This is a genomic window from Neorhizobium puerariae (genome assembly GCF_042429745.1).
Taxonomy (GTDB): domain Bacteria; phylum Pseudomonadota; class Alphaproteobacteria; order Rhizobiales; family Rhizobiaceae; genus Neorhizobium; species Neorhizobium puerariae.
In genome coordinates this window covers 120,001-143,525 of record NZ_JBHMAA010000036.1, presented here as the reverse complement: position 1 = coordinate 143,525, position 23,525 = coordinate 120,001, and the positions used below count along the sequence as shown (strand labels likewise).

23 protein-coding genes and 1 pseudogene are annotated in these 23,525 nt (G+C 62.9%); 19 read left to right on the top strand and 5 right to left on the bottom strand.

Features of this window, described 5'->3' with window-relative positions; all coding sequences use genetic code 11:
• The first annotated feature begins 13 nt into the window (after positions 1-13).
• From ACFFP0_RS27955 to lipA, 8 genes and pseudogenes are all read left to right on the top strand, one after another.
• A complete protein-coding gene (locus ACFFP0_RS27955) occupies positions 14-1,396 on the top strand; it encodes a pyruvate dehydrogenase complex E1 component subunit beta (protein ID WP_377265493.1) in 1,383 nt (460 codons plus the stop codon).
• A 15-nt stretch (positions 1,397-1,411) separates the two neighbouring features.
• Positions 1,412-2,791, top strand: a complete 1,380-nt coding sequence (locus ACFFP0_RS27950) for a pyruvate dehydrogenase complex dihydrolipoamide acetyltransferase (protein ID WP_377265492.1) — start codon at positions 1,412-1,414, stop codon at positions 2,789-2,791.
• A gap of 78 nt (positions 2,792-2,869) precedes the next feature.
• Positions 2,870-3,281, top strand: a pseudogene (locus ACFFP0_RS27945) (endonuclease domain-containing protein).
• 8 nt (positions 3,282-3,289) lie between these two features.
• Complete coding sequence (locus ACFFP0_RS27940; RefSeq protein WP_377265491.1) at positions 3,290-3,928, top strand: SGNH/GDSL hydrolase family protein; 639 nt, start codon at positions 3,290-3,292, stop codon at positions 3,926-3,928.
• A 90-nt stretch (positions 3,929-4,018) separates the two neighbouring features.
• Complete coding sequence (locus ACFFP0_RS27935; RefSeq protein ID WP_377265490.1) at positions 4,019-4,285, top strand: HP1242/YdcH family protein; 267 nt, start codon at positions 4,019-4,021, stop codon at positions 4,283-4,285.
• A gap of 91 nt (positions 4,286-4,376) precedes the next feature.
• Positions 4,377-5,822, top strand: coding sequence for a dihydrolipoyl dehydrogenase (gene lpdA, locus ACFFP0_RS27930; RefSeq protein ID WP_377265489.1), 1,446 nt, complete (start codon positions 4,377-4,379; stop codon positions 5,820-5,822).
• A 70-nt stretch (positions 5,823-5,892) separates the two neighbouring features.
• Positions 5,893-6,138 (top strand): GlsB/YeaQ/YmgE family stress response membrane protein, encoded by a 246-nt coding sequence (locus ACFFP0_RS27925; protein ID WP_377265488.1) that lies wholly within the window; start codon positions 5,893-5,895, stop codon positions 6,136-6,138.
• A 90-nt stretch (positions 6,139-6,228) separates the two neighbouring features.
• The gene (gene lipA / locus ACFFP0_RS27920) at positions 6,229-7,203 is read left to right on the top strand and encodes a lipoyl synthase (protein ID WP_377265487.1); all 975 of its coding nucleotides are present in this window, start codon (positions 6,229-6,231) and stop codon (positions 7,201-7,203) included.
• A 23-nt stretch (positions 7,204-7,226) separates the two neighbouring features.
• On the opposite strand, the gene ACFFP0_RS27915 is transcribed toward lipA, so the two are convergent.
• Positions 7,227-7,412, bottom strand: coding sequence for a hypothetical protein (locus tag ACFFP0_RS27915; RefSeq protein ID WP_377265486.1), 186 nt, complete (start codon positions 7,410-7,412; stop codon positions 7,227-7,229).
• Between the two features lie 283 nt (positions 7,413-7,695).
• Between ACFFP0_RS27915 and ACFFP0_RS27910 the strand changes: the two genes are divergently transcribed.
• Both ACFFP0_RS27910 and ACFFP0_RS27905 read left to right on the top strand, forming a co-directional pair.
• Positions 7,696-8,286 carry a P-loop NTPase family protein gene (locus ACFFP0_RS27910; protein WP_377265485.1) on the top strand — a complete coding sequence of 197 codons (591 nt, stop codon included), beginning with the start codon at positions 7,696-7,698 and terminating at the stop codon, positions 8,284-8,286.
• A gap of 9 nt (positions 8,287-8,295) precedes the next feature.
• A complete protein-coding gene (locus tag ACFFP0_RS27905) occupies positions 8,296-8,751 on the top strand; it encodes a type II toxin-antitoxin system RatA family toxin (protein WP_377265484.1) in 456 nt (151 codons plus the stop codon).
• On the opposite strand, the gene ACFFP0_RS27900 is transcribed toward ACFFP0_RS27905, so the two are convergent.
• Together ACFFP0_RS27900 and ACFFP0_RS27895 are read right to left on the bottom strand one after the other, a co-directional pair.
• Positions 8,742-9,260: a CinA family protein gene (locus ACFFP0_RS27900; protein ID WP_377265483.1), complete on the bottom strand. Its 519-nt coding sequence runs from the start codon at positions 9,258-9,260 to the stop codon at positions 8,742-8,744. The genes ACFFP0_RS27905 and ACFFP0_RS27900 overlap by 10 nt on opposite strands.
• Entirely contained in the window at positions 9,257-10,450 is a 1,194-nt protein-coding gene (locus ACFFP0_RS27895; protein ID WP_377265482.1) for a bifunctional 2-C-methyl-D-erythritol 4-phosphate cytidylyltransferase/2-C-methyl-D-erythritol 2,4-cyclodiphosphate synthase, read from the bottom strand. Before ACFFP0_RS27895 ends, ACFFP0_RS27900 begins: the two co-directional genes overlap by 4 nt.
• Positions 10,451-10,618: 168 nt before the next feature.
• Between ACFFP0_RS27895 and dusB the strand changes: the two genes are divergently transcribed.
• From dusB to ACFFP0_RS27850, 9 genes are all read left to right on the top strand, one after another.
• Positions 10,619-11,638, top strand: a complete 1,020-nt coding sequence (dusB, locus tag ACFFP0_RS27890; protein WP_377265481.1) for a tRNA dihydrouridine synthase DusB — start codon at positions 10,619-10,621, stop codon at positions 11,636-11,638.
• Entirely contained in the window at positions 11,635-12,783 is a 1,149-nt protein-coding gene (locus ACFFP0_RS27885; protein ID WP_377265480.1) for a two-component system sensor histidine kinase NtrB, read from the top strand. The genes dusB and ACFFP0_RS27885 overlap by 4 nt, the downstream gene beginning before the upstream one ends.
• Positions 12,780-14,231: a nitrogen regulation protein NR(I) gene (gene ntrC / locus ACFFP0_RS27880; RefSeq protein ID WP_377265479.1), complete on the top strand. Its 1,452-nt coding sequence runs from the start codon at positions 12,780-12,782 to the stop codon at positions 14,229-14,231. The genes ACFFP0_RS27885 and ntrC overlap by 4 nt, the downstream gene beginning before the upstream one ends.
• A 347-nt stretch (positions 14,232-14,578) precedes the next feature.
• Entirely contained in the window at positions 14,579-16,855 is a 2,277-nt protein-coding gene (locus ACFFP0_RS27875) for a sensor histidine kinase NtrY-like (protein WP_377265509.1), read from the top strand.
• Positions 16,845-18,209: a nitrogen assimilation response regulator NtrX gene (gene ntrX, locus ACFFP0_RS27870; protein WP_377265478.1), complete on the top strand. Its 1,365-nt coding sequence runs from the start codon at positions 16,845-16,847 to the stop codon at positions 18,207-18,209. The genes ACFFP0_RS27875 and ntrX overlap by 11 nt, the downstream gene beginning before the upstream one ends.
• Positions 18,210-18,305: 96 nt before the next feature.
• Positions 18,306-19,169 (top strand): D-amino-acid transaminase, encoded by an 864-nt coding sequence (locus ACFFP0_RS27865; protein ID WP_377265477.1) that lies wholly within the window; start codon positions 18,306-18,308, stop codon positions 19,167-19,169.
• A gap of 106 nt (positions 19,170-19,275) precedes the next feature.
• Positions 19,276-19,518 carry an RNA chaperone Hfq gene (gene hfq, locus ACFFP0_RS27860; protein ID WP_037155370.1) on the top strand — a complete coding sequence of 81 codons (243 nt, stop codon included), beginning with the start codon at positions 19,276-19,278 and terminating at the stop codon, positions 19,516-19,518.
• A gap of 75 nt (positions 19,519-19,593) precedes the next feature.
• Positions 19,594-20,934, top strand: coding sequence for a GTPase HflX (gene hflX / locus ACFFP0_RS27855; RefSeq protein ID WP_377265476.1), 1,341 nt, complete (start codon positions 19,594-19,596; stop codon positions 20,932-20,934).
• A 427-nt stretch (positions 20,935-21,361) separates the two neighbouring features.
• Entirely contained in the window at positions 21,362-21,937 is a 576-nt protein-coding gene (locus ACFFP0_RS27850; RefSeq protein WP_377265475.1) for a TylF/MycF/NovP-related O-methyltransferase, read from the top strand.
• A 69-nt stretch (positions 21,938-22,006) separates the two neighbouring features.
• On the opposite strand, the gene mazG is transcribed toward ACFFP0_RS27850, so the two are convergent.
• Together mazG and ACFFP0_RS27840 are read right to left on the bottom strand one after the other, a co-directional pair.
• Positions 22,007-22,840: a nucleoside triphosphate pyrophosphohydrolase gene (gene mazG / locus ACFFP0_RS27845; RefSeq protein WP_377265474.1), complete on the bottom strand. Its 834-nt coding sequence runs from the start codon at positions 22,838-22,840 to the stop codon at positions 22,007-22,009.
• Positions 22,841-22,858: 18 nt separating this feature from the next.
• Positions 22,859-23,437, bottom strand: a complete 579-nt coding sequence (locus ACFFP0_RS27840) for a deaminase (RefSeq protein WP_377265473.1) — start codon at positions 23,435-23,437, stop codon at positions 22,859-22,861.
• Positions 23,438-23,525: the final 88 nt, after the last annotated feature.

Below are 23,525 nucleotides of genomic sequence, written 5' to 3'. Positions count from 1 at the left end.
GGGAGGGAACCTTATGCCTATCGATATCCTTATGCCCGCCCTTTCCCCGACCATGGAGGAAGGCACCCTCAGCAAATGGCTGAAAAAAGAAGGCGACAAGGTCACTTCCGGTGACGTGATCGCCGAGATCGAGACCGACAAGGCGACCATGGAAGTGGAAGCCGTCGACGAAGGCGTGATCGGCAAGCTGCTGGTTCCGGCCGGCACCGAGAACGTCAAGGTCAATACCAGGATCGCCGTGCTCCTCGCCGATGGCGAAAGCGCCGATGCCGTGAGCGAGGCGAAGCCCGCTGAGGCGCCCAAGGCCGCTCCGCAGGCGGAACAGTCGCCGGCAGCCGCTTCCGCCCCTGCGTCCGTGCCCGCCCAGCCGGCTGCATCCGTCGCCTCCGATCCGGATATTCCGGCCGGCACGGAAATGGTGACGATGACCGTGCGCGAAGCGCTCCGCGACGCCATGGCCGAGGAAATGCGCCGCGACGAGGACGTCTTCGTCATGGGTGAGGAAGTCGCCGAATACCAGGGCGCCTACAAGATCACCCAAGGGTTGCTGCAGGAATTCGGGCCCCGCCGCGTGGTCGATACCCCGATCACCGAGCACGGTTTTGCCGGTGTCGGTGTCGGTGCCGCCATGGCCGGCCTGAGGCCGATCGTCGAGTTCATGACCTTCAATTTCGCCATGCAGGCGATCGACCAGATCATCAACTCCGCCGCCAAGACGCTTTACATGTCCGGCGGCCAGATGGGCGCTCCGATCGTCTTCCGCGGCCCGAACGGCGCCGCCGCCCGCGTCGCCGCGCAGCACAGCCAGGACTACGCGGCATGGTACAGCCATATTCCGGGCCTCAAGGTCGTCCAGCCCTACACGGCTGCCGACGCCAAGGGGCTTCTGAAGGCGGCCATCCGCGATCCGAACCCGGTCATCTTCCTGGAAAACGAAATCCTCTACGGCCATCATTTCGAAGTGCCGAAGCTCGATGATTTCGTGCTGCCGATCGGCAAGGCCCGCATCCACAAGCAGGGCGGGGACGCGACGATTGTCTCCTTCGGCATCGGCATGACCTATGCCGTGAAGGCGGCCGAGGAACTGGCCAAGGAAGGCATCGACGTCGAGCTGATCGATCTTCGCACCATCCGTCCGATGGATCTGCCGACGGTCATCGAATCGGTCAGGAAGACCGGTCGCCTCGTCACCGTCGAGGAGGGTTATCCGCAGAACTCGGTCGGCACGGAAATCGCCACCCGCGTCATGCAGCAGGCCTTCGACTATCTCGACGCGCCGATCCTGACGGTCGCCGGCAAGGACGTGCCGATGCCCTACGCCGCGAACCTGGAAAAGCTCGCGCTGCCGAATGTCGGCGAAGTCGTCCAGGCTGTCAAAACCGTCTGCTACAAATAAGGGGAGGTTGTTTCGATGCCGATCAACATCACCATGCCTGCCCTTTCGCCGACCATGGAAGAGGGCAACCTTTCCAAGTGGCTCGTCAAGGAAGGCGACAAGGTCAAGTCCGGCGATGTGATCGCCGAGATCGAAACCGACAAGGCGACCATGGAAGTGGAAGCCGTCGATGAAGGCACCGTCGCGAAGATCGTCGTGCCGGCCGGGACGGAAAGCGTCAAGGTCAACGCGCTGATCGCGATCCTCGCCGCCGATGGCGAGGACGTTTCGGCCGCCGCCGCCGGTGGTGGCGCCTCTGCCCCGAAGGCCGAGGCCGCCCCCGCGCCGAAGGCGGAAGCCGCACCGGCCGCCAATGCCGAAATCGCCAGCCCGCGTGTCGGCAACGGCGTGAAGGAAAACAAAGGTGGGGCTCAGCGGGCCTCGGGGGACGACGATCCTTATCCGCTGGCCGCGTCGCCGCTTGCTCGCCGCCTTGCCAGGGAAGCCGGCATCGATATCCGTTCTGTGTCCGGCTCCGGCCCTCATGGTCGGGTCATCAAGCGCGACATCGAGTTGTTTGTTGTTTCCGGTGCCGCCAAGGCTGCTCCGGCCGCGGCTCCGCAGGCCGCACCCGCGGGTGCTCCGGCTTCCGCCGTTGCCAAGGGGCCTTCGGACGAAGCCGTGCTCAAGCTGTTCGGGGAGGGCTCCTACGAGCTCCTGCCGCATGACGGCATGCGCAAGACGATCGCCGCCCGGCTCACCGAGTCGACCCAGACGGTTCCGTCCTACACCATCTCGATGGATTGCGAGATCGACGCGCTTCTCAAGCTGCGCGCCGAGATCAATGCCTCGGCGCCGGTGACGAAGACGGAAAAGGGCGAGGTGCCGGCCTTCAAGCTGTCGGTCAACGACTTCATCATCAAGGCGATGGCGCTTGCTCTGCGTGACGTTCCGATGGCGAACGCCTCCTGGACCTCGACTGCCCGCGTGCTGCACAAGAACGCGGATGTCGGCGTCGCCGTGTCGATCCCGGACGGCCTGATCACCCCGATCGTCCGCAAGGCGGAAACGAAGACCCTGTCCGTCATCTCGAACGAGGTGAAGGACCTTGCCAAGCGCGCCCGCGACAAGAAGCTGAAGCCCGAGGAATACCAGGGCGGCACGACATCCGTGTCGAATCTCGGCATGTACGGTGTTTCGAGCTTTACTTCGATCATCAACCTGCCGCAGGCCTCGATCGTTTCGATCGGCGCCGGCGTCGAAAAGCCGGTCGTCCGGAACGGCAAGATCGAGGTCGGCAACGTGATGACGGCGACCTTCGCCTTCGACCACCGCGTCATAGACGGCGCGCTCGGTGCCGAGCTTGCTTCGGCATTCAAGCGCTACATCGAAAACCCGATGGCGATGCTGGTGTGATGGACTTTCCCTCCCCCTTGCGGGGAGGGTGTCCGCGTCAGTGGACGGGTGGGGGTCGTGCCACGGAGAAGGCGCTGGATGGCTTGGAATAAAAAAATCCAAAACCGCCAGCGCGCCTCGGCCAGCCGCAACGCTCCCCGTCTGCGCAAGACTATGACCGATGCGGAGTGCCACCTCTGGACTGCGCTTCGAAAGGAACTACCGGAAATGCCGGGCACGCATTTTCGCCGACAGATGGCGATCGGAAACTGCATCGTAGATTTTCTGTCTTCAGAGCCGCTTGGTTGTCGAGGCGGATGGCCCGGTTCATGACGATAAAAACCAGCATAGAAGCGATGCTGAACGCGACGCTTATCTTCCGGACCGGAATTTCCGCGTTATGCGTATCTCGAACAGGGATGTGATGTTGGATATGCAATCTGTGTTGAGGCGAGTTGCCGTGGCGTTGGCCACCCCCACCCCCTTCCCGCAAGGAGGAGGGGAACTGTGAGAGCGGCGATGAAGACTGTTCTCTGCTTCGGCGATTCGCTCACCTGGGGCTACGATCCGGAAGGACCCGGCCGGCATGCGTTCGAGGACCGCTGGCCGAGCGTCCTCGGTGCGGCTCTGGGACCCGGGGTGACCGTTGTCGCCGAAGGCCTGAACGGCCGCACGACCGCCTATGACGATCATCTGGCCGATTGCGACCGCAACGGCGTGAAGAACCTGCCGACGTTGCTGCATACGCACATGCCGCTCGATCTGGTGGTCGTCATGCTCGGCAGCAACGACATGAAGCCGATGATCGCCGGCACGGCCCATGCGGCTCGCGCCGGCATGCAGCGGCTCGTCTCGCTCATCCGCCGACACGATTACTCGTTCGAATACGATGCGCCGGACATCCTGATCGTCTCGCCGCCGCCTCTCTGCGAAACGGCCGATCCGGTGTCTTCGGCGATCTTCCGGGGCGGTGTCGAGCAGTCTTCCATGCTTGCCTCGCTCTATCGCGATCTTGCCGACGATCTCGGTTGCGGTTTCTTCGATGCGGGTTCCGTCGCGAAGACGACGCCCGTCGACGGCGTCCATCTGACGGCGGAGAACACCAGGGCGCTTGGACGGGGGCTGGAACCCATCGTCCGCGTGATGCTGGGAATGTAAGGAATGCGGAGAGGTTGATCGGGGTCAAAGAATAGCGGGATGGAATGGTTCTAGCATTTCCCAAGTCACCCAGCACGGAGGTTTGGGAAAATGTCGAGCACGCCACACCATCTCGCGGAAGAGTTTCCGGAATATGTCGTCCAGATGCGCTATTTGCGTGAAACGGATGGGCATTTTCACCGGATTTGCAGTGAATACGAGGAAGTGAACCACGAAATCCACAAGGCGGAAACCGATATCGAGCCATGCGACGACGCGCGCATGGTCAACCTGCGCAAGCGGCGGCTGGCCTTGAAGGATGAGATATACGGGATGCTGACGCGGGTGGAGCCGGTCGTCGAAGACAGCGACGTCTGACCCCGGACCGGCCGGCGCTTCGCTCCCGGGCAAACAAGGGCAGGGCTTGCGGTTTCTCCGCGCCCTCTGAGAACCAAGGAGTGAAGCGCCTATGGCCAATGCTTACGATGTCATCGTTATCGGTTCCGGTCCCGGAGGCTATATCGCCGCCATCCGCGCCGCCCAGCTGGGGCTCAAGGTCGCCGTCGTCGAGCGCGAGCATCTCGCCGGCATCTGCTCCAACTGGGGCTGCATTCCCACCAAGGCGCTGCTGCGTTCGGCGGAAGTCTTCGAATACGCCAAACATCCGGGTGATTACGGCGTGAAGATCGAGGGCTCGGTGACGCCGGACCTGAAGGCGATCGTCGCCCGCTCGCGCGGCATCGCGCAACGGATGAACAATGGCGTCGGCTTCCTGTTCAAGAAGAACAAGGTCGACATCATCTGGGGCGAGGCGAAGATAACCAAACCCGGCGAGATCGTTGTCGGCAAATCCACCAAGCCCGTCGTTCAGCCGCAGGGGCCGGTGCCGAAGAACACGCTCGGCGAAGGCACCTATACCGCCAGGCACATCATCGTCGCAACCGGCGCCCGTCCGCGCGCGCTTCCGGGCATCGAGCCGGACGGCAAGCTGATCTGGACCTATTTCGAGGCGATGAAGCCGGAAGAGATGCCGAAGTCCCTGCTCGTCATGGGCTCGGGCGCCATCGGCATCGAATTCGCGAGCTTCTACCGCACCATGGGCGTCGACGTCACCGTCGTCGAGATCATGAGCCAGGTCATGCCGGTCGAGGATGCGGAAATCTCCGCGCTGGCGAAAAAGCAGTTCGAGCGCGCCGGCATGAAGATCCATCTGGAGGCCAAGGTCGCCAAGGTAGAAAAGGGCGCCAATTCGATCACTGCCACCATCGAGAAGAAGGACGGCTCGTCGGAAAAAATCACCGCCGACCGGATGATTTCGGCCGTCGGCGTACAGGCCAATATCGAGAACATCGGCCTTGAGGCCGTGGGCGTGAAGACCGACCGTGGCTTCATCGTCATCGACGGCTACGGCAAGACCAACGTGCCGGGCATCTACGCGATCGGCGATGTCGCCGGTCCGCCGCTGCTCGCCCACAAGGCCGAGCACGAGGCGGTCATCTGCGTGGAAAAGATCGCCGGCCTGCCGAATGTCCACCCGATGGACAAGCTGAAGATCCCGGGTTGCACCTACTGCCATCCGCAGGTCGCCTCGGTCGGCCTGACGGAAGCAAAGGCGAAGGCCGAGGGCCGCGATATCCGCGTCGGCCGCTTCCCCTTCGTGGCGAACGGCAAGGCGATCGCGCTCGGCGAGGACCAGGGTCTGGTCAAGACCATCTTCGACAGGAAGACCGGCGAACTCATCGGCGCCCATATGGTCGGCGCCGAAGTCACCGAACTCATCCAGGGCTTCGTCGTCGCCATGAACCTGGAGACGACCGAGGAAGAGCTGATGCACACGATCTTCCCGCATCCGACCATTTCGGAAACGATGAAGGAAAGCGTGCTCGACGCCTTTGGCCGGGCTCTGAACGCATGATCCGGCGGCATTGCGTGTGGGCGGGCGACCGCCCATATTGAGCGAAGGTCATCAAGGACGGGAGCGAGACATGGGTGTGGGTTGGATTGCAGCGGTCATCATCGGCGGCGTGGCGGGCTGGCTTGCCGGCATCCTGATGGATCTTCGCTTCGGCGTGCTGATGAACATCGTGATCGGCATCGTCGGCGCGATGATCGCCAATGCCGTCTTCGAGAGCGCCAATATCCATGTCGCCAGCGGATGGCTGGGTTACCTGGTGCAGGGTTTCGTGGGGTCCTGCATTTTGCTATTCGTTGCCAAACTCGTCAGGCGTTGACGGAAATCCCGCACCATAGCGCCGCGCGCATATGTGGGGCGCGCTGAGGACGCTGTAGGATTTAAAGAGCGCGGTTGAAAGCAGGTTCTTATGGTCACTATTCTCGACACGATCGGGTCCAGCGAAGAAAAGCGCGTCCGTCATCCGGAAAAGGCGCATCGTCCCGATACGGAGGTCATGCGCAAGCCCGAGTGGATTCGCGTGCGTGCGCCGGTTTCCAGGGGCTATCAGGAAACCCGTTCGATCGTGAAGGAAAACAAGCTGGTGACGGTCTGCGAGGAGGCCGGCTGCCCCAATATCGGCGAGTGCTGGGACAAGAAGCACGCCACCTTCATGATCATGGGCGAAATCTGTACCCGCGCCTGCGCCTTCTGCAATGTCGCGACCGGCAGGCCGAATGCGCTCGACATGGACGAGCCGGAAAACGTCGCCAAGGCCGTGAAACAGATGGGCCTTTCCCACGTCGTCATCACCTCCGTCGACCGTGATGACCTGGAAGACGGCGGCGCCGAACATTTCGAGAAGGTGATCTGGGCGATCCGCGCCGCATCCCCGACGACGACCATCGAGATCCTGACGCCTGACTTCCTGAAGAAGCCCGGAGCCCTGGAGCGCGTCGTGGCGGCCAAGCCCGACGTTTTCAACCACAACATGGAAACCGTTCCCGGCAATTACCTCACGGTTCGTCCGGGTGCCCGCTATTTCCACTCCATCCGGCTTCTGCAGCGGGTGAAGGAACTGGACCCGACCATGTTCACCAAGTCGGGCATCATGGTGGGGCTCGGCGAAGAGCGCAACGAAGTGCTGCAGCTCATGGACGACCTCAGAACGGCGGACGTCGATTTCCTGACGATCGGCCAGTATCTGCAGCCGACCCGCAAGCACCACAAGGTCGAAAAGTTCGTGACGCCCGAGGAATTCAAGTCCTACGAGACGGTTGCCTATACCAAGGGTTTTCTGATGGTGTCGTCGAGCCCGCTGACCCGGTCTTCGCACCATGCCGGCGATGATTTCGCCCGTCTCAGGGCCGCACGCGAAAAGAAGCTTCTGGCTGCCGCCGAATAGCGGCACCCTTTCTCGAAAAGCCGTTATTCGGCGGCCTGGACCTTTTCATGCTTGTCCTGGCCGCGCCTTCGGTCGCGCAGGATGAAGCGGTGGCCTCGCGCTTCCGCCTTCGCCATTTCGATCAGATAGACCAGCATCGGAAGCTGGTTCATGTCGGCGAGCTGCTTTGCGGATTCGAGCAGCTTTATCATCTGCGAGAAATCGTCCATGGATGCTTCTTTCGAGTGCGTCCGGTCTGCCGGTGGATGAATATGCCATTGCACGCGCGCCCGCGGCAATGGATCATTTCAACCGGATGTATCCAATGTTTAGTTCTATCGATCTGAATGCCATCCGACATCGGCAGCCTGCTGTTGCAGCCCTTTCGATGCCACGTCGCGACGCATTCGGCGGACTTCTATAATACCCTCCGTTGGATATGGAAATCCTCCTGTCATCATTGGCCGCTACCCGCATTCACGATGTCGCGAACCTGATTCCCGGGAGATCATCATGGACACCAAATCGGGCCTCAATGCGATCCGCTACGTGGGAATTGCGGAGGCCGCCGGCAAGGTTCGGCATGCGCAGCGGATAATGGTCGTCGGCTGTTCCGGAGGCGGAAAGTCGACCCTGTCGCAGAAGGTCGCCCGCCGTTTCGGTCTCGCTTATATTTCGATCGATCGCGACGTCGTGTGGCTGCCCGGCTGGAAGCAGCGGGGAAGGGACGAGCAGCGCCGCCGCATCGAGGAATTGATCGGCCAGGAACGCTGGATCATGGATGGCACCAATCCCTCGACATTCGATATCCGCGTGCCGCGCAGCGATATCGTCATCTGGGTGCGCATGCCTCGGCGCGTCTGCGTCTGGGGCATCCTGAGCCGCTGGGCCAGATATATCGGGAGAACCCGGCCTGAAATGGCGCCCGGTTGTCCGGAGCGGGTGTCCTGGGAATTCTTCCGGTTCGTCTGGACTTTCGAGAGACGGTTTGCCTGGCGTATCGTCGAGGGGCTGGAGGCGCATGCCGGCGGGAAGCCGGTTCTGATGTTGAAATCGAGGGCGGAGATGCGCGATCTCCTTGATCTTCTGGGGGCGGGCGCTTAACTGCAGTTCATGCCCAAGTTCGAAATACGCCGCCCCGTGAAGCACAGCGCCGACAAGATGTACGCGCTCGTCGCCGATGTCGAGAAATACCCGGAATTCCTGCCGCTCTGCGAGGCGCTGGCCGTCCGCTCCCGCAAGGAGCGCGATGGCAAGATGCTGCTCGTGGCTGACATGACGGTGGGCTACAAGGCGATCCGCGAAACCTTCACCACCCAGGTCCTTCTGAACCCGCCGGAGCGGGCGATCGACGTGAAATATATCGAGGGGCCGTTCAGATATCTGGAGAATCGCTGGCGCTTCGAGCCCTCCGCCGATGGCTCGCCGGACGCTTGCGTGGTGCACTTCTTCATCGACTACGAATTCAAGAGCATGATCCTCGGCGCATTGATGGGATCGATGTTCGATCGCGCCTTCCGCATGTTTGCCGAGGCTTTCGAGACAAGGGCGGACAGGATCTACGTCTGATCTTTCCCTGACTGCCTTCCGGCTTCCGCCAGCAGCTCCAATGCCGTGCGCACCGTCGCGAGCCTGACTTCGGTCCGGCCGATGTCGCCGTAGCGCATTTCCCGGTGCAGGATCGTGCCGGAGCGGCTCCGGGCGGCGAGATGCACGAGGCCGACCGGCTTTTCCGCCGATCCGCCGCCCGGCCCGGCGATGCCCGTCACGGCCACGGCCACCCATGCCCGCGAGCGGAACAGCGCTCCATGCACCATCTGCAGGGCGGTTTCCCTGGAAACGGCGCCATGGGCGACGAGTGTCGCTTCCGTCACGCCGATGAGATCCGTCTTCGCCTGGTTCGTATAGGTCACGAAACCACGGTCCACGACGGCGGACGAGCCGGAAATCTCCGTCAGGGCGCCCGCGATGAGGCCGCCCGTGCAGGATTCCGCGGTCGCGACCATCAGCCCGCGCGCGGAAAAGTCCGCAATGATCTTTCGCGCCTGATCTTCGATATCGGCCGGAAACAGGCTCATGCCGCGTCTCCGCGATAGACGACGGTGGCGGTGGCGATCGCGGCGATGCCTTCGCGGCGGCCGACAAAGCCCATCTTCTCGTTTGTCGTCGCCTTCACCGAGCAGCGATCGACGGCAATGCCGAGAACCTCCGCCAGGGTCTCGCGCATCTTCTGGCGGTGCGGCGCGATCTTCGGCGCTTCGGCGATGAGCGATATGTCGGCGTTCATGATCGCCCCGCCGCGTTCGCGCACGATCCTGGCCGCATGGTCGAGGAATATCCTCGACGCCGCGCCGCGCCATTGCATGTCGGACGGTGGAAAATGGTCGCCGATGTCGCCGGCGCCGCAGGTGGCCAGCAGCGCATCGGTCAACGCATGCATGGCCACGTCCGCGTCCGAATGGCCGCTGAGCTTGAAATCGTGCGGAATGAAGACGCCGCAGAGTGTCACTCCGTCGCCCGGTTCGAGCTGGTGCACGTCGTAACCGTTGCCGGTGCGCACATCCGGCAACGCCCTCGAGGACAGCTTTTCGTCGGCCATGTCGATATCCCGCTTCACGGTGAGCTTGACGTTGTCGACCGAACCCTCGACCAGCGTGACCGGCAGGCCGGCCCATTCGGCGATCGAGGCATCGTCGGTGAAATCCTCGCGACGAAGTGCCGCCGCCTTCTCATGCGCGACGCGGATGGCGGAGAGAAGGAAGCTCTGCGGCGTCTGGGCGGCGTAGAGCCCGGAGCGTGGCACGGTCTCGTACACCAGGCCGTCCGAGCCGCCGCGCTTCAGCGTGTCGGTGACGGGAATGGCCGGCAGCACGCCTTCCTGTCCTTCGTCGAGCGCCTGCGCGACGCGGTCGAGGATGCCGTGATCGACGAACGGCCGCGCCGCGTCATGGATCATCACATGAGTCGCCTCGCTGGCGGACAGCGTCCGGAGCCCCTCGTGGACGGAACGCTGGCGCGTCTCCCCGCCGAAGGCCGTGACGAGCCGGTCGGCCCCGGGCAAGCGGCCGGTCGCTTCGGCAAACAGGGTTTCGTCGTCGGGATGGATGACGACGACGATGGGGCCGCTGCGCGGCCATGTGAGAAACCGCTCCAGCGTATGGGCGATCACCGGCTTGCCGCCGATCCGGCGGTATTGTTTCGGGCCGTCCTGCGACGATCCGGCCCGTTCACCGCGGCCCGCGGCGACGATAACGATACCGATTGTCATGGATTTGTCGTCCATGCGCCTTAACCCGTTCTGCTGACCAAAGGATTGACAGGCGGAGAACTATAGAATGAAAAGCGGCTTTTCCAGCAGGCCGCTCAAAAATAACGCAGTTCCGGAATTGCTCTTGGCAAATGCCCGAGAACTGAATAAAAATAGTGCAATCACATCATGTGCCCGAAAGATCACCATTTGCATTCTCAAGATATTGCCAAGCCTTTCCAGATCGGGCCGGTCGCCATTCGAAATCGCGTCGTCCTGGCGCCGATGTCCGGCGTGACCGATCTGCCGTTCCGGCAACTTGCCTGGCGTTTCGGCGCCGGGCTGGTCGTGACGGAAATGGTCGCCAGCCGCGAACTGGTGCTGAACCGCGGAGAATCCTGGGCGCGTCTCAAGGGCGCGGGCATATCGCCCCATATGGTCCAGCTCGCCGGCCGTGAGGCGCAATGGATGTCGGAAGCCGCGAAGATCGCCGCCGGCAACGGCGCCGATATCATCGACATCAATATGGGCTGCCCCGCCAGGAAGGTGACGGGCGGCTATTCCGGCTCCGCGCTGATGCGCGACCCCGATCATGCGCTCTCCCTGATCGAGGCGACGGTCGACGCCGTTTCCATTCCGGTGACGCTCAAGATGCGGCTCGGCTGGGACGAAAATTCCATCAATGCGCCTGAAATCGCCCGCCGCGCCGAAGATGCCGGCGTGCAGCTCGTGACGATCCATGGCCGCACCCGCATGCAGTTCTACGAGGGCCGGGCGGACTGGGATGCGATCCGGCTGGTGCGCGACGCGGTCTCCATTCCGCTGGTCGCCAACGGCGACGTCGAATCGCCGGAGGATGCCGCCGGGATTCTCGAACGTTCGGGCGCCGATGCGGTCATGGTCGGGAGAGGCGCGCAGGGGCGTCCCTGGCATGTCGGCTGGCTTGCCGGCCATCCCGCTCCGTCGCCGGTCCGGATCGCCGGCCTTGTCGTCGAACATTACGAGGCGATGCTGGAGCTTTATGGCCGCGAGGCGGGGCTGCGCCATGCCCGAAAGCATCTCGGCTGGTATCTCGACCGTTTCGCCGCCGGCCTGCCGGCCGATGAAAAGGCCGCCATCATGATTTCCAGGGACCCGGCCGACGTTTCGCGCCGGATGACAGCCGCGCTTTCAGACGAGATCGCCGTGGCGCGCAAGGAGGCCGCATGACGAAGTCGTCCGCGCAGGAGGCCGCGAGCGGCAATGCGCTCGCCATGGCCGTGCTCAATTCGGTGCAGAATCCGGTGATCCTGGTGGATGCGGCCGGCAAGGTCGCGTTCGCCAACTGGGAGGCGGAAGCCTTTTTCGGCGCCAGCGCCGCCCATCTCGCCAAGAACAGGATTTCCACCTTCATTCCCTTCGGCAGCCCGCTTCTGGCACTGATCGACCAGGTCCGCGAGCGCAGGGCGCCGGTCAACGAATATCGGGTCGACCTGTCGTCTCCGCGACTGGGCCAGGAGAAGCTGGTGGATCTCTATGTCGCGCCGGTGGTCAGTGAGCCCGGTTCCGTGGTGATCGTGTTCCAGGAACGCTCCATGGCGGACAAGATCGACCGCCAGCTCACCCATCGCGCCGCGGCCCGTTCCGTGACCGGGCTGGCGTCCATGCTGGCGCACGAGATCAAGAACCCGCTTTCCGGCATTCGCGGCGCCGCGCAGCTCCTCGAAACCTCCGTCGCGGACGAGGACCGGGCGCTGACCCGCCTCATATGCGATGAAACGGACCGCATCGTCTCGCTGGTCGATCGCATGGAGGTCTTCTCCGACGAGCGTCCGGTGGATCGCGCGGCCCTCAATATCCATTCGGTGCTTGACCATGTGAAGGCGGTCGCCAAGGCCGGTTTTGCGCGCGAGATCAAGATTTCGGAAATGTACGACCCGTCGCTGCCGCCGGTCTATGCGAACCGCGATCAGCTCGTGCAGGTTTTCCTCAATCTCATCAAGAACGCCGCCGAGGCGATCGGCGACCAGCCGGACGGCGAGATCATGCTGACCACGGCCTATCGCCCCGGCATCCGGCTTTCGGTCGCCGGCACGCGGGAGAAGATTTCCCTGCCGCTGGAATTCTGCGTGATCGACAACGGTCCCGGCGTGCCGCCGGACCTGCTGCCGCATCTCTTCGATCCCTTCATCACCACCAAGACGAACGGCTCCGGCCTCGGTCTTGCGCTGGTCGCCAAGATCATCGGCGCCCATGGCGGCATCGTCGAATGCGACAGCCAGGCGCGCCGCACCACATTCCGTGTTCTGATGCCCATGCACAAGGAAGAGACCGGCGACGGTCGAGCCTTGAACTCCACAGGAAGTGAAAAATGACTGCCACGATCCTTGTCGCCGATGACGACGCTGCCATCCGCACCGTTCTCAACCAGGCTTTGACCAGGGCGGGCTATGAAGTGCGCATCACTTCCAATGCCGCGACCCTCTGGCGCTGGATCTCGGCCGGCGAGGGGGACCTTGTCGTCACCGACGTGGTCATGCCGGACGAGAACGCGTTCGATCTCCTGCCGCGTATCAAGAAGGCTCGGCCGGACCTTCCGGTCCTCGTCATGAGCGCCCAGAACACCTTCATGACGGCGATCAAGGCGTCCGAAAAGGGCGCCTACGACTACCTGCCGAAGCCCTTCGACCTGACGGAGCTCATCGCCATCATCGGTCGGGCGCTGGCCGAGCCGAAGCGCAAGCCGGCCCGCCTCGACGACGACATGCAGGACGGCATGCCGCTCGTCGGCCGCTCCGCCGCCATGCAGGAAATCTACCGCGTGCTGGCGCGTCTCATGCAGACCGACCTAACGCTGATGATCACCGGCGAATCCGGCACCGGCAAGGAGCTCGTCGCCCGCGCCTTGCACGATTACGGCAAGCGCCGCAACGGTCCCTTCGTGGCGATCAACATGGCCGCCATCCCGCGCGACCTGATCGAATCGGAACTCTTCGGTCACGAGAAAGGCGCCTTCACCGGTGCGCAGAACCGTTCGACCGGCCGTTTCGAACAGGCCGAAGGCGGCACGCTTTTCCTCGACGAGATCGGCGACATGCCGATGGACGCCCAGACGCGCCTGCTGCGCGTCCTGCAGCAGGGCGAATACACGACCGTCGGCGGCCGCACGCCGATCCGCACCGACGTCCGCATCGTCGCGGCGACGAACAAGGACCTGAAGCAGCTCATCAACCAGGGCCTCTTCCGTGAGGATCTCTATTATCGCCTGAACGTCGTGCCGCTGCGCCTGCCGCCGTTGCGCGACCGCGCCGAGGACATCCCGGACCTCGTCCGCCATTTCATGCAGATGGGCGAGAAGGAGGGGCTCGACGGCAAGCGGTTCGACAACGAGGCGCTGGACCTCATGAAGGCCTATGCCTGGCCCGGCAACGTGCGCGAACTGGAAAACCTCGTGCGCCGCCTGATGGCGCTCTATCCGCAGGATGTCATCACCCGCGAGATCATCGAGGCGGAGCTGCGCTCCGACGTGCCGGACAGTCCGATCGACAAGATGGGCGCGCGCGCCGGCTCGCTCACCATCGCGCAGGCGGTGGAGGAGAACATGCGGAGCTATTTCGCCAGCTTCGGCGACAGCCTGCCGCCGCCCGGCCTCTACGACCGCGTGCTGACGGAGATGGAATATCCGCTGATTCTTGCCGCGCTGACGGCAACCCGCGGCAACCAGATCAAGGCCGCCGATCTTCTCGGCCTCAACCGCAATACGCTGCGGAAGAAGATTCGCGAGCTTGGCGTATCGGTCTACCGCAGCTCCCGCGGGGCCTGACGCGCCGCAGGCCGCCGGCAGGGGCTGCCGTTGACCGGGCAGCGCATCGGTTCGGCGATGCGCCGCTGCGGATGCTGTCCACCTAAAGGTCCGGATAACGTTTTCGTTGGATGGCCGGTCATTTCTATTGATGGCCGGATGCTTGACACCTCCTGTTCATCGTTGCATTTTCGCCACAAAGCGTTGCTTAAAGGTCACGCGGGGTTTGGTGAATTTCGGCGAAGCGACGGTCGCTGAAAGTGCTGAGCCAAAAACTCCATCATTGAGACGACTGGCGTTCTGCTTGCACCGATCGGGCGGAACGGCTTGCGCGAGGGCGATCGGGAGATGGGTCCATGACGGAAGGCGTGACTGCGCCAAAGGCCGAAAACGAGCTGCCGGGGAAAGAGCCGGCGGTGTCGGTGCAGGACAGGCGCGCATCGTTCGCGCTTCCCGGCCTGATACTCGCGGGCGGTGCGCTGATCTGCGCGACCCTGACGCTGTTCGTGCTGCTCGGCGTGACGCCGATCGCGCCCACCACCAACGTCGTCATCGCGTCGGCGATCGTCAATTCCCTCTTCATCCTCGGCCTGGTCTATCTGATCGGGCGCGAGGTCGCGCGGCTCGTCGGAGCGCGCAATCGCGGCCGGGCGGCTGCCCGTCTGCATGTGCGCATCGTGGTTCTGTTCTCCATCGTGGCGATCACGCCTGCGGTGCTCGTGGCGATCTTCGCCAGCCTCACGCTGAATGTCGGTCTTGACCGCTGGTTCTCGCTGCGGACCCAGTCGATCGTGCAGTCCTCCCAGGATGTCGCCCGGGCCTATATGCTTGAGAATGCGAGCTATCTTCAGGGGCAGACGGTCTCGATGGCGAACGACCTGGAGCGAAACCGGGCGATGTTCTATCTCGACCGGACAGGCTTCGTGGAACTGATGACGCGCCAGGCGCGCGGTCGCGGCATGCTCGGCGCCTTCCTGGTCCAGGAGGACGGGCAGGCGATGGTTCAGGCCGACATCAAGACGGAAAAGCCGCTGCCCGCCATTCCGGCCGATGCCCTGAGGTCGGCGGCTGCCGGCCAGCCGACGCTGATTCCGCCGGGAATCACCAATCTCGTCGGCGCCGTCATCAAGCTCGACAGCATCTCGGGCGCCTTCCTCTACACGATCCGCGCCGTCGACCCCAAGGTCATCTCGGCCATGCGGCTGATGGAGGAGAACACCGCCGAGTACCAGGCGATGGAGGCGGGGCGCACATCGCTGCAGATCGCATTCGCGGTGCTCTATCTGGGATTTGCGCTGATCGTGCTCCTGGCGGCGATCTGGACGGCGATCGCCGTCGCCGACCGCATCGTCCGGCCGATCCGGCTGCTGATCAGCGCGGCCGACAGCGTCGCCACCGGCAACCTCAATGTCGTAGTGCCCGTGCGGGCGGCGGATGGCGACGTCGGCAACCTGTCGCGTACCTTCAACAAGATGATCTCGGAAATTCGCGGCCAGCGGGATGAAATCCTTGAAGCCAAGGATGAGGTCGATGACCGCCGCCGCTTCATCGAGGCGGTGCTTTCTGGCGTCACCGCCGCGGTGATCGGCGTGGAAGAGGACCGACGCATCACCATCGTCAATCCTTCCGCCGAGGAGTTTCTCGGGGTTTCCGCCGACAGGCTCATAGGCGAGAAACTGCAGGATGTCTCCACCGAGATCGACCAGGTGCTGACGGAAGCGAGGGTGCGGGCGCGTGGCGATTTCCGCAAGCAGGTGAACCTCATGCGCGGGGGCAAGGAGCGGACGCTTTCCGTCCAGGTCACGCGCGAGGAGCAGCGTGCCGCCCAGGAATCCTACGTCATCACGCTCGACGACATCACCGACCTCGTCATCGCCCAGCGCTCGACCGCATGGGCCGACGTGGCGCGCCGCATCGCGCACGAGATCAAGAATCCTCTGACGCCGATCCAGCTTTCGGCCGAGCGGCTGAAACGCCGCTACGGCAAGCAGATCGCCGAGGACGATCGCGCCGTTTTCGACCAGTGCACCGATACGATCGTACGGCAGGTCGGCGACATCGGCCGCATGGTCGACGAGTTCTCGGCCTTCGCCCGCATGCCGAAACCCACCAAGGAACAGGCGGATCTGCGCGATATCCTGCGCGACGCGATCTTCCTCAGGGAGATGGGCACGACCCATGTGGATTTCATCCGCGAACTCGGGGACGAACCGCTCAGGGGCATGTTCGATGCGCGCATGCTGGGGCAGGCCTTCGGCAACCTCATCAAGAATGCGGTGGAGGCGATCGAAGCCGTGCCGAGCGGCGAGGAACGCGATGGCCGCAAGATCAAGGTGTGCTCCGTCTTCGATGCGGGGCGCGACGCTTACATCGTCGACGTCATCGACAACGGCAGCGGCCTGCCGACGGAAAACCGGCATCGCATTCTCGAGCCATATATGACGATGCGGGACAAGGGGACCGGGCTCGGGCTCGCGATCGTCAAGAAGATCATCGAGGAGCATGGCGGGCAGCTCGAACTGCACGATGCGCCCACCGATTTCGATCATGGCAAGGGCGCCATGATCAGGGTCCTGCTGCCGCAGGGGCAGAAGGCGGCGGTGCCCGGAACGGATAATAGCAAGGAACTGGCTTATGGCGTCTGACATTCTGGTCGTGGATGATGAGGCAGACATTCGGGAAATCGTTTCCGGTATTCTGTCCGATGAAGGGCATGAGACCCGCACCGCGCATGACAGCGACAGTGCGCTCGCCACGATCTCGGATCGTGTGCCGCGGCTCGTTTTCCTGGATATCTGGATGCAGGGCTCGAAGCTCGACGGGCTGGCGCTGCTCGACGAGATCAAGAGCCGGCATCCGGAGCTGCCCGTGGTGATGATTTCCGGTCACGGCAATATCGAGACGGCGGTGTCGGCCATCAAGCGCGGCGCTTTCGATTTCATCGAGAAGCCTTTCAAGGCCGACCGGCTGATCCTGATCGCCGAGCGTGCGCTTGAAAATTCCAAGCTGAAGCGCGAAGTGACCGAACTCAAGAAGCGCGCCGGCGATGCCGCCGAGCTCGTCGGCACCTCCGTCGCCGTTTCGCAGCTTCGCCAGACGATCGAGAAGGTCTCGCCCACCAACAGCCGGATCATGATCCTCGGTCCTTCCGGTTCCGGCAAGGAACTGGTGGCGCGGATGATCCACAAGAAGTCCGCCCGTTCCGCCGGGCCTTTCGTCGCGCTCAATGCCGCGACGATCACGCCCGATCGCATGGAAATCGCGCTTTTCGGTACCGAGGGCGGTCCCGGCCAGCCCCGCAAGATCGGCGCGCTGGAGGAGGCGCATCGCGGCATTCTCTATCTCGACGAGGTTGGCGAAATGCCGCGCGAGACGCAGAACAAGATCCTGCGCGTGCTCGTGGACCAGCAGTTCGAGCGCGTCGGCGGTTCGAAGCGCGTCAAGGTGGATGTCCGCATCATCTCCTCGACGGCCTATAATCTGGAAAACCTGATTTCCGAAGGCTCGTTCCGCGAGGATCTCTACCATCGCCTGGCGGTGGTTCCGGTCAAGGTGCCGGCGCTTGCCGAGCGCCGCGAGGACATTCCCTTCCTGGTCGACACCTTTATGCGGCTGATTTCCGAACAGGCCGGCATCCGCCCGCGCAGGATCGGCGAGGACGCCATGGCCGTGCTGCAGGCGCATGACTGGCCGGGCAACATCCGCCAGCTTCGCAACAATATCGAGCGGCTGATGATCCTTGCCCGCACCGACGGGCCGGATACGGCGATCTCCGCGGACATGCTGCCGACCGATCTCGGCGACATGCTGCCGAAGGTGGCCGGCAAGGGGGACTATCACATCATGACGCTGCCGCTCCGCGAGGCGCGCGAAATGTTCGAGCGCGATTATCTGATCGCCCAGATCAACCGTTTCGGCGGCAACATATCCCGCACGGCCGAGTTCGTCGGCATGGAGCGCTCCGCGCTGCATCGCAAGCTGAAGTCGCTCGGCGTCTGATCCACGAAGGCTTGCCCCGCGCAGCCACACAGGCGCGGCGTGGGGCGGCTCTCCTTCCTTTTCATTCTGCATTTCCGAATTCCCGAGGGGATATTGATGTCGAGAATTGCCTATGTGAACGGACAGTATGTCCGTCATTCCGAAGCGGCCGTGCATGTGGAGGACCGCGGCTTTCAGTTCGCGGATGGGGTCTACGAGGTCTGCGAGGTCCGCCAGGGCCTGATCGTCGACCTGACGCGGCATCTGGATCGCCTGGACCGGTCGCTCGGCGAACTGAAGATGACGTCGCCCATGAGCCGCGCGGCGCTCGCCTTCGTCATCCGCGAGGTGCTCCGCCGCAACCGGGTGAGGAACGGCATCTTCTACCTGCAGGTGACGCGCGGCGTTGCCCGCCGCGACCACTTCTTCCCGGCGAACGATACCCCGCCGACGATCGCGATCACCGCCAAGAGCACGGACCCTTCCGTTGCCGCGAAGAAATATGCGAGCGGCATCAGGGTCATCACCGTGCCGGAGAACCGCTGGGACCGCGTGGATATCAAGACCGTCGGCCTCCTGCCCAACGTGCTCGCCAAGCAGCAGGCGAGGGAGGCGGGCGCCCAGGACGCGATCTTCGTCGATCGCGACGGCATCGTCATGGAAGGCGCGTCCTCCAACGTCTGGATCGTGACGCCCGGCGGCGAACTGGTCACCCGGCCGGCGGAACACGGAATCCTCAAGGGAATCACCCGCACCACGCTGCTCGACGTCGCCGCGAAGCTTGGCCTCAGGGTCGCTGAACGGGAATTCAAGGTCGGGGAGATGCTGGCGGCGCGCGAGGTCTTCTTCACGTCGGCGACGGGCATATGCGTCCCGATCGTGGAAATCGACGGAAAGCCCGTTGCGAACGGGCATCCGGGCACCATATCGGCAAGCATTCGCGATGCCTTTTTCGACATTGCGGAAAAGACGCCGATTTGATAACCAGACGTGAGGGGGAAGGGAAGCACGAGGGCGTTTCCCGGTGTCTCTTACCAGCTTGATCATCTCCCGGCCCGTGGCCGGCAAAAAAGAAAGAAGCGGCGCTATGGCGGAACGTTCTCAAAACCTGCAGGATTTATTTCTCAACACCGTTCGCAAGCAGAAGATTTCCCTGACGATATTCCTGATCAACGGGGTCAAGCTCACGGGCGTCGTCACGTCCTTCGACAACTTCTGCGTCCTTCTTCGTCGTGACGGCCACTCCCAGCTCGTGTATAAGCACGCGATCTCGACCATCATGCCGGGCCAGCCCATGCAGATGTTCGAAAGCGAAGAGAACGCCGCGTAAGGACGAACGGAAATCACAAGTCGCGATACCTCGAACGAATCTCTCGTCCCGGAGAGCGAAAAGCTCCGGGACGATATGTGTGCGGCAGTCGTCGTACCGGTCCTGAAGCAGGCGAAGCCGAGGGCCGGGCAGGGCGATTCGCCCGCGGCACCCGTGCCCCAGCGCTCCAACGAAGCCCGGCTCGACGAAGCGATCGGCCTTGCCAGGGCGATCGATCTCACGGTTGTCGAGGGCCTCATCGTGCCTGTCGGCCAGCCGCGCCCGGCGACCCTCATCGGCACCGGCAAGATCGAGGAGATCAAGGCGCTGCTCGATGAGAAGAATGCCGGGCTCGTCATCGTCGACCATCCGCTGACGCCGGTCCAGCAGCGCAATCTCGAAAAGGAATGGAACGCCAAGGTCATCGACCGGACGGGCCTGATCCTGGAGATCTTCGGCCGCCGCGCCTCCACCAAGGAAGGCACGCTGCAGGTCGATCTGGCGCATCTGAACTATCAGAAGGGCCGTCTGGTCCGAAGCTGGACCCACCTCGAACGCCAGCGCGGCGGCGCAGGCTTCATGGGCGGCCCGGGTGAAACCCAGATCGAAGCCGACCGGCGGCTGCTTCAGGAGCGGATCGTCCGGCTGGAGCGCGAGCTGGAGCAGGTCGTGCGCACCCGCCAGCTCCACCGCGCCAAGCGCCGCAAGGTGCCGCATCCGATCGTGGCTCTGGTCGGCTACACGAACGCCGGCAAGTCGACGCTCTTCAACCGCATCACCGGCGCCGGCGTGCTGGCCGAGGACATGCTGTTCGCGACGCTCGATCCCACGCTGCGCCGCATGAAGCTGCCGCATGGCCGCACCGTCATTCTTTCCGATACGGTCGGTTTCATCTCCGACCTGCCGACCCATCTCGTCGCCGCCTTCCGCGCCACGCTGGAAGAGGTGCTGGAAGCCGACCTCATCCTGCATATGCGGGACATGTCCGACCCGGACAACGCCGCCCAGGCTTCCGACGTGATGCGCATCCTCGCCGATCTCGGCATCAGCGAGAAGGAAGGTGCGGAACGCATCATCGAGGTCTGGAACAAGATCGACCGGCTCGACCCCGAGGCCCATGAAACCATCGCGGAAAGGGCCGTGGGCCGTGACAACGTGATGGCGGTTTCGGCCGTCACGGGCGAGGGCATCGACGCCCTGATGAACGAGATTGCGAGACGCCTTTCCGGCGTGCTGACGGAAACCACGATCACTATCCCCCCGGACAAGCTCTCGCTGGTTTCCTGGATCTACGGCGATGCGATCGTCGACGAGCGGCAGGACAACGAGGACGGTTCGGTGACGCTCGACGTGCGCCTCACCGAACGGCAGGCCGCGGAGCTGGAGCGTCGGCTCGGCAACGGTCCGAAACCGGTGAAGGAAGACTGGGAGCGGTGAGCTTCCAGCCCCGGTAGCCGGCGCGACCGGCTTCGGCCTCGATGGTCTTTCTCCGGCTGCTAACGCCATCTCCGGCCTCCGGTCGCGATCATGCGACAAGCGTAAGAGCGCGCCGGCGACCGACGTGCCTGCGCCGCCAACAATTCGTGATCGGGTTGCTTTTCAATTGTGGGATGCATGAAGGCGAGTTCTGCGCTAAAGTAAATCCACAACGGGAGGGGAAGTGATGGATAACTTCTTCATTGCGTCTGACTTCGACTGGAAAGTAAAACGTTCATCCCACATCGACAGAGCCCTCAATCTTGTAACAAGGCGGTTCGGCGTTAACTCGGATACCGCAGGATTTGTTGACGGCCTGATCTACGGAATGACCGGGTTGCGGTTTTCACCTGTAAGGTCCGGAATTTCTACGAATATAGAGCAGCGGATGAACATGTATCATCTCGTGTCCCAAACGGTCGCCTACAATGTCCCCGGCGATCTCGTCGAGGTCGGCTGCAACGAGGGGCAATCCTCCGTCCTGATCGCCAAGGTCATCAAGGACCTGAACGCGGACAAGAAACTGCATGTCTACGACAGTTTCGAGGGACTGCCTTCTGCCCGCAGCGAGGATGGCCACTCCTACAAGGCGGGCGACCTGAAGACCTCCGAAGACATTCTCCTGGGCAATTTTTTCAGGCATGGGCTTGAGCCTCCCGTCATCCACAAGGGCTGGTTCCAGGACACGCTGAAGGATGGCCTGCCGGAGAGGATTTCCTTCGCCTATCTGGATGGAGACTTCTACGATTCCATCATGGTGAGCCTCCAATACGTCTATCCCAGGCTCTCGGCCGGTGCGGTCTGCCTAGTCGACGACTATTGTGACACGGAGATCAATGCAGGGGGATGGAACAATTTGCCCGGCGTGAAAAAAGCCTGCGACGACTTCATGTCGGATAGGCCGGAGGAGATATGCTATATCTACTCCGGCGCCTTCACCCATGCCTTTTTCAGGAAGCTGTAGCGCGGGCGGCCGGCCGGAAACGAACGGACCGGGATGCGTCGGCTCGTGACTGCCGTGTCGGCAGGCCCTTCATCCAGGCTGCCGTTCGATCGCTTTCGCCGCCTGCCAGAGACCTTCCATCCGGTCCAGGCCGGCGGTCTCCAGTCGTTCATTCGATTTCTGAAGTTCGGTTTCTATATGGTTGAAACGACGCCGGAACTTCGTATTCGTTCCGCGCAGCGCTTCTTCCGGGTCGGCTTTCACATGCCGTCCGATATTGACGAGCGCGAAGATCAGGTCGCCGAGTTCGTCCGTCACCTTGTCCTGCCGTCCGCCGCGCAGGGCCTCGCGCAGTTCGCCGATTTCCTCTTCGATCTTGTCGAGGATGGGTTCGGCCTCGGACCAGTCGAAACCAACCTTGGCGGCCTGGCTCTGCAGCTTCAGGGCTTCGGTCAGCGCCGGCTGGCTGCGATGCACGCCGCCGAGATAGCCGTTCTTGAAATCCTCGGTGATTCCGCGCCGCGCCCGCCGCTCGGCCCGCTCCCGCTTCTCTTCCGCCTTGATCGTGTCCCACTGCGTCTTTACGGCATCCGGGGTATCGGCATCGGAACGGGCGAAGACATGGGGATGGCGGCGGATCATCTTCTTCGTGATCGCCTCGACGACGTCGCCGAAGGAAAATTCGCCGGCCTCCTCGGCCATGCGGGCATGGAAGGCCACCTGCAGCAGCAGGTCGCCGAGCTCCTCGCAAAGATCGTCCATGTCGTTGCGTTCGATCGCATCGGCCACCTCGTAGGCTTCCTCGATCGTATAGGGTTTGATGGTCGCGAAATTCTGCTCCAGGTCCCAGGGGCAGCCGGTGCGGGGGGTGCGCAGCGCCGCCATGATCTCGATCAGCCGCGAAATGTCTTTGGATGGTTGCATGGATAACGTCCTTGTCGCTCAGGAGAGCGGAATACTGTTTTCTGCCTTGCCGGCCTGATAGCTGTCGGAGAGCGTCTGGTAGATCGCCTTTATGCGGGCCGTCTGCGCCCTGAGCCGGCCCCTGAGCGGTTCGTCCTCGCTCTCCACGAGGTCGGCGATGAAATAGGAGGTCCAGAAGGCATTGTTGCGGCGGTAGCCGCCGGGCTCCAGCCCGAATACCTCCTTGAGGATCTTCAGGTCATGCGGGATGGCGAATGCGTCGCGCGAATCCTCATGACTGAAGAAGGAATAGAAATTGTCGAAACCCGCCCAGGTGATGGCCGACATACACATGGTGCAGGGCTCATGAGTCGACAGGAAAATCAAATCCTTGGTGGAATATCCTGAAGCCCTTTCATAAAAGCGTTTCAGCGTATGGACCTCACCGTGCCAGAGCGGGTTTTCCAGCTCGTTGTTCGTTTCGGCGATGACCAGCGACAAATCGGATTTTCTGAGAATGGCCGCGCCGAACACCTTGTTGCCGGCCGCGACGCCCTTTTCCGTAAGCGGCAGGATATCGTGTTCGATGACGTCGAGAAGGCGGGTTGCGATTGTCATGAAAGCTCTTTGTTGCTGGTGTGTCTAGGCAGTTTATGGCGTGGGACCAGGGGTTGGGACAAAAAACACCTTAGTCTACCGAAAAACT

Bases quoted from the DNA above. Each gene is read 5' to 3' on its own strand.
- ACFFP0_RS27900 (WP_377265483.1), bottom strand. From the start codon at position 9,260: ATGAGCCTGTTTCCGGCCGATATCGAAGATCAGGCGCGAAAGATCATT.
- ntrX (WP_377265478.1), top strand. From the start codon at position 16,845: ATGGCGTCTGACATTCTGGTCGTGGATGATGAGGCAGACATTCGGGAA.
- ACFFP0_RS27840 (WP_377265473.1), bottom strand. From the start codon at position 23,437: ATGACAATCGCAACCCGCCTTCTCGACGTCATCGAACACGATATCCTG.
- ACFFP0_RS27910 (WP_377265485.1), top strand. From the start codon at position 7,696: ATGGACACCAAATCGGGCCTCAATGCGATCCGCTACGTGGGAATTGCG.
- ACFFP0_RS27895 (WP_377265482.1), bottom strand. From the start codon at position 10,450: ATGACAATCGGTATCGTTATCGTCGCCGCGGGCCGCGGTGAACGGGCC.
- ntrC (WP_377265479.1), top strand. From the start codon at position 12,780: ATGACTGCCACGATCCTTGTCGCCGATGACGACGCTGCCATCCGCACC.
- ACFFP0_RS27925 (WP_377265488.1), top strand. From the start codon at position 5,893: ATGGGTGTGGGTTGGATTGCAGCGGTCATCATCGGCGGCGTGGCGGGC.
- mazG (WP_377265474.1), bottom strand. From the start codon at position 22,840: ATGCAACCATCCAAAGACATTTCGCGGCTGATCGAGATCATGGCGGCG.
- ACFFP0_RS27950 (WP_377265492.1), top strand. From the start codon at position 1,412: ATGCCGATCAACATCACCATGCCTGCCCTTTCGCCGACCATGGAAGAG.
- ACFFP0_RS27865 (WP_377265477.1), top strand. From the start codon at position 18,306: ATGTCGAGAATTGCCTATGTGAACGGACAGTATGTCCGTCATTCCGAA.
- ACFFP0_RS27915 (WP_377265486.1), bottom strand. From the start codon at position 7,412: ATGGACGATTTCTCGCAGATGATAAAGCTGCTCGAATCCGCAAAGCAG.
- ACFFP0_RS27905 (WP_377265484.1), top strand. From the start codon at position 8,296: ATGCCCAAGTTCGAAATACGCCGCCCCGTGAAGCACAGCGCCGACAAG.
- ACFFP0_RS27955 (WP_377265493.1), top strand. From the start codon at position 14: ATGCCTATCGATATCCTTATGCCCGCCCTTTCCCCGACCATGGAGGAA.
- dusB (WP_377265481.1), top strand. From the start codon at position 10,619: ATGTGCCCGAAAGATCACCATTTGCATTCTCAAGATATTGCCAAGCCT.
- hfq (WP_037155370.1), top strand. From the start codon at position 19,276: ATGGCGGAACGTTCTCAAAACCTGCAGGATTTATTTCTCAACACCGTT.
- ACFFP0_RS27850 (WP_377265475.1), top strand. From the start codon at position 21,362: ATGAACATGTATCATCTCGTGTCCCAAACGGTCGCCTACAATGTCCCC.
- ACFFP0_RS27940 (WP_377265491.1), top strand. From the start codon at position 3,290: ATGAAGACTGTTCTCTGCTTCGGCGATTCGCTCACCTGGGGCTACGAT.
- lipA (WP_377265487.1), top strand. From the start codon at position 6,229: ATGGTCACTATTCTCGACACGATCGGGTCCAGCGAAGAAAAGCGCGTC.
- ACFFP0_RS27935 (WP_377265490.1), top strand. From the start codon at position 4,019: ATGTCGAGCACGCCACACCATCTCGCGGAAGAGTTTCCGGAATATGTC.
- hflX (WP_377265476.1), top strand. From the start codon at position 19,594: ATGTGTGCGGCAGTCGTCGTACCGGTCCTGAAGCAGGCGAAGCCGAGG.
- lpdA (WP_377265489.1), top strand. From the start codon at position 4,377: ATGGCCAATGCTTACGATGTCATCGTTATCGGTTCCGGTCCCGGAGGC.
- ACFFP0_RS27885 (WP_377265480.1), top strand. From the start codon at position 11,635: ATGACGAAGTCGTCCGCGCAGGAGGCCGCGAGCGGCAATGCGCTCGCC.